The 1,571-nt window shown below is 36.4% G+C and carries 1 protein-coding gene; it reads right to left on the minus strand.

All coding sequences use genetic code 11. From position 1 onward, the window contains the following. Nucleotides 1–435 precede the first annotated feature (435 nt). Nucleotides 436–1,571 (minus strand): Lcl C-terminal domain-containing protein (locus VSA01S_RS20135; RefSeq protein WP_222593942.1); only part of this gene is annotated, 1,136 nt, incomplete at its 5' end.

Here is a 1,571-nt window from a genome sequence, read left to right on the forward strand (position 1 = left end):
TAGGGGGGAACCGTACACAGATGAACCCAAAGTGCATGATTAAGAGCGATATTAATAGATTGAGATCAAAGAAGGCACAGAAATAAAACAGCACAGAGGAAGGTCTCTCTTCCCAAAAAGTGAGTAATCTTAGCACTCAGACTTTGTTAACAATTCTTTATATAGACCCACTATTTCTGCAAATCATTGCTGCAACCGATAGCTAAGGTTGTCACACTGAGCAGAACATCTAGAAGTAACTCGAGTTAGAAGCTACGTTACGCCTTGTAAACGTGGAAGATCACTGATCCGAAAGCTCACCTTCCTTACTTAAGAGGTGTGAGAGTTTTCAACGGCTAACGACACGAAACACTTCGCTTCACAAATAGTGTACATTCGCATATTTATCCTTATATACCCAAGTAACCTCAAGATATTGTGTTCAGCGAGATGACCTTATCTCTCAGGGACTGCGACACAACTTCCATAGTCAGGTATGGAAGGGAGCCTATAATATACATCCTTTAGATACCCTAAGGTTAAAAAATTAGGGGAATTGAAATCCGACGTCCAGTAGCCATCATTAAAAAGCCATCCAATCTCATTTAGATTACGTGAACTAAAGAAAGCCAATAACTCCTGATAAGTTGGTCTGCGCCAGTTATTTCTTCCAGCAAAATTCAAAGACGCTAGCTTTTTACACCAACGATTAAATTGACCAAAATCACTTCCATCCTGCCTAAATTGAGCGAAAGATGATCTACCTGATCTACTGAGGACGTAAGTATCACCACTATTGTTGGCAGTATTAGACACTGTATAGTTAAGGTAATCCATCAAATCATAGCTTGGTGGATGAGAGAACCAATTACTGTTTATGTCATTGAGTGAAGCATTGACAGTTGCCACTTTCAAGCAAATGGCATTAACGTCATTAGGAATGCTGGCATTCAACACACCTCCACAAATCGGAATTGATATGAGATCAACATTCACTAACCTCAAAATGCCTGATGTAAAACCTCCCTTATGATCAGAAAGAACAAAAGCAACATCAGTAAAGTCTGGACTTTTATCATTCCAAGTAAAAGTAAATACTTTATTATTAATATCACTTTTATTTTTTATTGATACAGAGTGACCTACGGAATAGACATTAATTAATTGATACTCTGTGTCATCTTTGTTCACTGTAATAAATTTAGAAATGTCAATATCTAGTTTTTTTGGAGATTGAGAGTTATAACTAAAGTCATTCACTTGGCTGATTATAATTCCATCGGAATATTCATAGCCTACACTAATATCAATCATACCTAGTTTAGCTTGAGATTCGTCATTTGAATTTAACAGAGTATAGAAAATACGAGCATAACCCGCGGTATTGAAAGAATATATAATTGACTTAGTATCCGAGTTCAAAACCACATTGCCATCACCAAGTAATATATACTCCTCAGACAAGTTCCATTCATATGATGTTGATTTTAAGAAAGACAATTCCTTAAACACATCTATCGTTATAGATTGAGGATTCTGTTCATCTGACAACAATCCATGTTTTGAAATGATTTCAAGCGTTGGATCTTTAA

The organism is Vibrio sagamiensis NBRC 104589 (assembly GCF_007990935.1).
Lineage (GTDB): Bacteria > Pseudomonadota > Gammaproteobacteria > Enterobacterales > Vibrionaceae > Vibrio > Vibrio sagamiensis.